The organism is Actinophytocola sp. (assembly GCF_045807065.1).
Classification (GTDB): Bacteria; Actinomycetota; Actinomycetes; order Mycobacteriales; family Pseudonocardiaceae; genus Actinophytocola.
Genome location: NZ_JBJMIE010000485.1, coordinates 1 through 7,010, shown reverse-complemented (window position 1 = coordinate 7,010; position 7,010 = coordinate 1). Strand labels below are relative to the sequence as shown.

Below are 7,010 nucleotides of genomic sequence, written 5' to 3'. Positions count from 1 at the left end.
CCCACCGACCGGCCACGCCCCCCGGTCATCTCATACCGCGGCGACCTGCTGGTCTTCGACGTGGACGCGGAGCTGCACGAGCGGCTCGGCGAGCTCGCGGGTGCCAACGGCGCCACACTGTTCATGGTGCTGCAGGCTGGTTTCGCCGCGCTGCTGACCTGCCTCGGCGCTGGTACGGACATCCCCATCGGCAGCCCGATCGCCGGCCGCACGGACGACGCGCTCGACGACCTCGTCGGGTTCTTCGTCAACCCCCTCGTGCTGCGCGTCGACACCTCGGGCGACCCCGACCTGACCGAGCTGGTGCGGCGAGTGCGGGTCAAGGCCCTTGCCGCGTACGCACATCAGGACGTGCCGTTCGAGCACCTGGTCGAGGTGCTCAACCCACCCCGTTCCCTGGCGCACAGCCCCATCTTCCAGGTGGGGTTCGCGCTCCAGAACACCCGTCAGCACCTGCTGGACATGCCCGGCCTGGACGTCCGGACGGACGTGGTGTCCACCGGGACAGCCCGGCTCGACCTGTCGGTCAGCCTCAGCGAGGCCACACCGTTCGGTGGCGTCGTGCCCGGCCTGCGGGGCGTCGTCGAGTTCAACACCGACCTGTTCGACCGAGCGACGGTACGAGAGTTGGTCGACCGCTACGTGCGGCTGTTGCGGTCGTGGACCGGGGATCCGAAGCGGCGCCTGTCCGGCATCGACGTGCTCTCCGACAGTGAGCGGGACAGTGTGGTGGCGGAGTGGAATGCCTCGGCCACACAGGTTCCGCCGGCCACGTTCGCTGAGCTGTTCGCCACACAGGTGTCCCGGTCGCCGCGAGCACCGGCGGCCTCCTGCGGCGACGAGGAGCTGTCGTACCAGGAACTCGACGCGCGGTCGGAGGTGCTGGCGCGGCTCCTCGTCGATCGCGGCGCCGGCCCGGACCGGGTCGTGGCGCTGGCCATGCCCAAGTCGATCGACCTCGTCGTGGCCACGGTCGCGGTGCTCAGGGCAGGAGCCGCGTACCTGCCCGTGGACCTGGACTACCCGGCCGAACGGATCGCCTTCATGCTGGCCGACGTCCGCCCGGCCCTCGTTGTCATGGCCGCGGACCGGAGCGTGCCGGCAGGCGCACCGTCCACAGTGGTACTGGACGCGGCCGCATGGAACGAGGCGGCCGCGCTGCCCACCTCCACCAGGGACGCGACGCGGCTGGACAACCTGGCGTACGTGGTGTTCACCTCCGGGTCGACCGGGGTACCCAAGGGCGTCACGGTGACACACCGCGGCGTGGCGAGCCTGCTGGACGCGCAACGCCGTGCGTTCGACGTCGGTCCCGGTCACCGGGTGTTGCAGTTCGTCTCGGCCAGCTTCGACGTCGCGTTCTGGGACCTGTGCATGGCGTTGCTCACCGGCGCCACGCTGGTGCTGCCGCCACGGGGCATTCTCGCCGGGGCGGCACTGTCGAAGGTCGTCTCCGCCGAGCGCGTGACACACGTGACCATCCCGCCGTCGGTGTGGGCGACTCTCCCGGACACCGACCTGCCACACCTGCGGGTGCTGGTGTTCGCGGGCGAGGCGTGCCCACCGGATCTGGTTGACCGGTGGGTGCGTGGCCGGACGGTCATCAACGCGTACGGGCCGAGCGAGGCCACGGTGATCTCGACGATGAGCGGCCGGCTCGCCGGGAACGGGGCGGCACCGATCGGCAGGGCGGTGACCAACACCAGGGCCTACGTGCTCGACCAGCGGCTGCACCCGGTGCCGCCGGGCGTGACCGGGGAGCTGTACGTGGCAGGTGCCGGCCTCGCCCGCGGGTACCACGACCGGCCCGGTACCACGGCCGAGCGGTTCACCGCGGACCCCTTCGGCGCGCCGGGCAGCCGGATGTACCGCACCGGCGACCTGGTGCGCCGCCGCGCCGACGGGGACCTGGAGTTCGTCGGCCGGGCCGATGACCAGGTGAAGGTCCGCGGCTTCCGCGTCGAACCCGGCGAGGTCGAGGCAGCGCTGGCGGCACATCCCCGGGTGGGCGCCGCCGCCGTGGTAGCCCGGGACAACCGGCTGGTGGCGTACGTGGTTCCCGCGGGTGACGTCTCCGGCGTGCTCGACTTCCTGGCGGCCCGATTGCCCAGGTACATGCTGCCGTCCACACTGCTGACGGTCGACGCGCTTCCCCTCACCCCCAACGGCAAACTCGATCGGCGCGCACTGCCCGCCCCCGTCGGTGAGAGCCGCGGCGCCTACGAAGCACCCCGCACACCCCACGAGGAGCTCCTCTGTGGACTCTTCGCACGGGTACTCGAGCGGCCGAGGATCGGTGTCGGGGACAACTTCTTCGAACTCGGCGGTCACTCGTTGCTGGCGACCGAACTGGTGAGCCGGGTCAACTCGGTGCTCGGCACCGAACTCGACGTGATGGCACTGTTCTCCGCGCCCACCGTCGCGGCACTGGCCGCCGGTGACCCGGCCCCCGACGGGGCACTCGGCGTGCTGCTCCCCCTGCGTGTCTCCGGCAGCCGGCCGCCGTTGTTCTGCGTGCACCCGGTGCTCGGCCTCAGCTGGACCTATGCCGGCCTGCTCACCAGCCTGGGTCCGGACACCCCGGTGTACGGCCTGCAGTCGCGTGGCCTGCGCGGCGACGAGCCCTGCCCGGCGTCGTTCGACGAGATCGTCGGCGACTACCTCGACCAGATCCGGTCGGTACAACCGGAAGGCCCTTACCACCTGCTCGGCTGGTCCTTCGGTGGGCTGGTGGCACACGCGCTCGCCGGTCGTCTGGAACGTCACGGTGAGCGAGTCGACCTGCTCGTCGTGCTCGACGGCGATCCGTGTCCACAAGCCGACGACACGGCCACCGCCAGCGAGGAGGACGTGCTCCACCGCCTGCTCGCGATCCTCGGTCACACAGAAGACGAGCTGCGGCGGGAACCACTGACCCGCGAATCGGCCGCTGCACTGCTGCGCCACGCGGACACCGCGCTCAGCAGCCTGACCGACAAGCAGATCACCGCGCTGGCCACCGTGCTCGGCAACAACATGAGGTTGTCGAAACAGTACGAAGGCACACCGATCCACGCCGATGTGCTGCTGTTCACCTCGACCACGTCGCGCGGGATCGACCTCGACGACAGGTGGCGGCAGCGGACCACCGGCCAGCTTGACGTGTACCAGGTGGACTGCGAGCACGACCACATGACCCAGCCAGGACCACTGTCCGACATCGGCGCGATCGTGGCCACGCGGCTGAACGGGTCCGACAGCTGACGTGAGACGTCAGCGCTCCCAGGGCATCCGGCGTGCGTCGCGGCGGCGTTCTCCACCCCTGCCGCGCCGGTGCATCTCCTCGGTGAGCGACCGCAGGGTCGGGTACCGGAACAGGTCGACGAGTACCAGGTCCACCCCGGACGCGTTGAGGTCGGTGAGGAGCTCGGCCATGACGGCCGACGTGAAGCCGGCTTCGAAGAAGTTCGTGTCGGCGTCCAGGTTTCGTCCCGGTGGGACGCGGGCGGCGAACGCGCGCCGGATGTGTTCGGCGGTGGCGGTCACCGGTGGCACGCGCTTTCCAGGATCCCGGCCAACTCTGTTGCGGCAGTCGCGAGAAGCCAGTGGTCACCCGGCAACAGCCGCAGTTCGAACGTTGCGGTGGTGTGGTCTGCCCAGGCTGTCGCGTCGTCCCGGTGCAGCAGCGGATCACGATCGCCCGCGACGGCGATCACCGGTATGTCCAGCGGCTGGGTGTGGGTGTGCCGGAACCCGGCGAGCATCTCGTAGTCCGCGCGCAACGCCGGTTCGAAGACCTCCTGGAACCCGGGCTGCGCGGTCAGCTGCCCGGAGACACCGCCGCCCGCGATGATCCGGGTCCAGAACTGCTCGCTCGGCAGGGTGTGGAGGTCCGCGGCGGGTACCGCCAGGTGCGGCGCGCAGTAGGACACGACGACGAGGGCCTGCGGCGCGGCTACGCCCGCGGCGCGGGCGCCCTGTGCGGTCAGATAGGCCAGCAGGGCACCGGAACAGTAGCCGAACAGGACATAGGGCCGGTCCGCGTACGTGCGCAGATCCGCGACGATCTCGTCGAGCAGCGGACCGAGGTCGGTCCGGGCCGCTTCGGTGAACCGAGCCTGTCTGCCGGGCAGGTTCAGCCCGTACACCGCGATGTCCGAGGAGACCGCGGCAGCGCACTCGGCCAGTGCCGCACAGCCCGCGCCCGCGTTCGGCATGCCCAGGACACGCACCGGCCGGTCCGGGTCCTCGACGAGGGGGACGAACCAGCGAGTGCTCGCGCTGTCTCCGACGGCGAGGGCCGACGGCTCGCTCTGCACCAAGGCACCTACTTAGAACGGGATCCGTGCATCGAGGATGCGAGGGCGACGGGCGTCCGGCATGTCCCGTAAACGGGCGACCCGGGTATAGCTGTCACGTCTTCCAGGGGCATGACGGTCCGGCGCCCGCGCCCGTAGCGTCGGCGAGTGCGAACCGCAGCGACAACGCCCGCACCACGCGTCCGCCGGCTTGCCATGAAGGAGCGGGCACTCTGGATGCTGCAGCGGCTCGAGCCGGCCAACGGGGTCTCCAACGAGGCACTGGCGTTCGCCGTGCCGGGTCGACTCGATGCCGCCGTGCTCGCCGAGCGAGTGCGCGGTCTCGTGCGCAGGCATCCGGCCCTGCGCACCACCTTCCCGGAAGTGCGTGGCGAGCCGATGGCCGTCGTACACCCGGTGGTGGCGGTCGAGTTGGCGGTCGTGACCGTCGCCGGACCGGTGAGCGGTGAGTCCGACGCGGTGACGGACTTCGTGAGCCGCCCGTTCCGCGTCGAACACGAGCCGCCGATCCGGGCCGCCCTGTGGCGCTTCCCGGATCGCGACGTGTGCTGCGTCGTACTCCACCACCTCGTCTACGACGCGCAGACCGCTGGACTGCTGTTCGAGGAGCTGATGACGGGCTACAACGCCGTCGTGGCCGGTGCGGCGCTGCCCGAACGGCTGACCGCGGTCGCCTCGGCCTGGGTCGAGCCGGCTCCCGACGACGCCGGGTTGGCTTACTGGCGGGCGCACGTGCTGGGTGTGGACACCGACGTGCAGCGGCTGGCCATGGGCCGGCCGGACCCCCGGCACCCGACCTTCGCGGGCACGAGCCGTCAGCACATGTTCTCGCCGGCGGCGCTGGACTCGATCGCCCGGCTCACGGCGAAGTACCACGTGACCGAGAACATCATCCTCTTCGCCGCGTACTGCCTCCTGCTCGACCGGCACGGCGCGGGACCGGATCCGGCCGTCGGCGTCTCGGTGGCGGGCCGCGACCACACCGTCGGCGCGGTGGTCGGCTACCACGTGAACACGTTGCCGATGCGGGTGCGGCTCACCGGGCTGAACACCTTCGCCGACGTGGTCGCCGCCGCCCGCGACACGTTCCTCGAAGGCCTGTCCCACCGGCACGTGCCCTACGAAGCCGTACTGCCGGAGCTGGCCGAGCTGCCCGGCACGTGGCGTGCGCCGCTCTTCCGCTACATGTTCAACTACCGCCCCATACCCGTCCCCGCGGCGGCACGGCTCGGCGACCTGCCGGTGGAGCTGCTTTTCGCGCATCCCCGGCACAGCAGGCACGATCTGGAGTTCATCGTGGAGACCGGCCACGGCGATGGCTGGATCCGGACCGTGTACAGCACGGAGATATTCGACGACGAGGACATCCGGTCGCTGCAGGAGCGCTACGACCGGCTGCTGGTCTCCCTCGCCGAGCAACCCGGCCCGGTAGCCGACGTGGCGTTCTGGACCCGGACGGACGAGGAGCTGGTCGCCGGCGCGAACCGGACCGAAGTGGACATTCCCGCCGTGCCTCTGGCCGGTGCCATCGCCGAGCACTTCACCGGCCCGCTCTCCGACGCGGTCGCGATCGTCGACGGGGCCGCACAGGTGACCTATGCGGAGCTGGCGGTCGTCATGCGAGGCCAACGTGACCGCCTTGTCGCCGCGGGTGTCCGTGCCGGTGACGTGGTGGCGTTGTACGCCGAGCGCGGCGCCGCCCTGGCAGCAGCGGTTCTGGCGGTGTGGTCGGTCGGCGCGGCCTACCTGCCGTTGCACCGGGACCATCCGGCGGAGCTGATCCGATTCCAGCTCACCGACTCCGGCGCGGTGGCGGTTCTCGCGGATCGGCCCCTGCCAACGGGCAGCGACCCGTCCTGCGCGGTGTTGGCGCTGACCGGTCCGCCCGCCACCGGCCAGGAGGCGCTGCCGCTGTCAGCCGCGCCGCACGACATGGCGTACGTCATCTACACCTCCGGTTCGACCGGCAGGCCGAAAGGCGTCGCCGTCACCCATGACAACCTGGTCAACCTGGTGCGGCACTTCGAGAACACGTTGGAGTTCGGTCCCGGCGACGCCGGGCTGTGGTTGACGTCGTTCGCCTTCGACATCTCCGCCCTCGAGCTGTTCCTCCCGCTGACGGCCGGCGGGCGTGTGGTGGTCGCCCCGGACCGGGCACGCGCGGACGCGGACGTGATCGTGGACCTGGTTCGGCGCCACCACGTCTGCGTCGTCCAGGCCACCCCTACGACATGGGCGTCGGCCACGCCGGAGGCCGGCGCACTCGCCGGGACGCGAGTGCTCTGCGGCGGCGAACCGTTGTCCGAGAGCCTCGCCAGGGACCTGCTCGCGAGCGGCTGCCGCCTGTTCAACGTCTATGGTCCGACCGAGACGACGATCTGGTCCACCCTCGCGGAGCACGTCGCGGGCGGCCCGGTCACCATCGGCGGACCGATCGCCAACACCAGCGTGTTCGTCGAGGGACCGGGCGGCCGCCCGGCACCGCCCGGCGTGACGGGCGAGCTGTGCATCGGCGGCAGGGGCGTCGCCACCGGATACCTCAACCGACCGGACCTCACCGCGGACCGGTTCCGCACGACGGCGACCGGCCGGTACTACCGCACCGGCGACCGAGCTCGGTGGCGGCACGACGGAGCCCTGGAGCTGCTCGGCCGGTCGGACAGGCAGGTGAAGGTCCGGTCGCACCGGATCGAGCTCGGCGAGGTCGAAGCT

4 protein-coding genes are annotated in these 7,010 nt (G+C 71.0%); 2 read left to right on the top strand and 2 right to left on the bottom strand.

The features are described 5' to 3' along the window. A partial coding sequence (locus ACJ73U_RS28420) for a non-ribosomal peptide synthetase (RefSeq protein WP_407780792.1) occupies nucleotides 1–3,243 on the top strand: 3,243 nt, incomplete at its 5' end. A 9-nt stretch (nucleotides 3,244–3,252) separates the two neighbouring features. On the opposite strand, the gene ACJ73U_RS28415 is transcribed toward ACJ73U_RS28420, so the two are convergent. Both ACJ73U_RS28415 and ACJ73U_RS28410 read right to left on the bottom strand, forming a co-directional pair. Then, nucleotides 3,253–3,534 carry an acyl carrier protein gene (locus ACJ73U_RS28415; RefSeq protein WP_407780791.1) on the bottom strand — a complete coding sequence of 94 codons (282 nt, stop codon included), beginning with the start codon at nucleotides 3,532–3,534 and terminating at the stop codon, nucleotides 3,253–3,255. Continuing rightward, nucleotides 3,522–4,298 (bottom strand): thioesterase II family protein, encoded by a 777-nt coding sequence (locus ACJ73U_RS28410; protein ID WP_407780790.1) that lies wholly within the window; start codon nucleotides 4,296–4,298, stop codon nucleotides 3,522–3,524. Before ACJ73U_RS28410 ends, ACJ73U_RS28415 begins: the two co-directional genes overlap by 13 nt. A 195-nt stretch (nucleotides 4,299–4,493) precedes the next feature. Here ACJ73U_RS28410 and ACJ73U_RS28405 point away from each other — a divergent pair. Then, nucleotides 4,494–7,010, top strand: a 2,517-nt coding sequence (locus ACJ73U_RS28405; protein WP_407780793.1) for a non-ribosomal peptide synthetase, incomplete at its 3' end; no start/stop codon positions are given.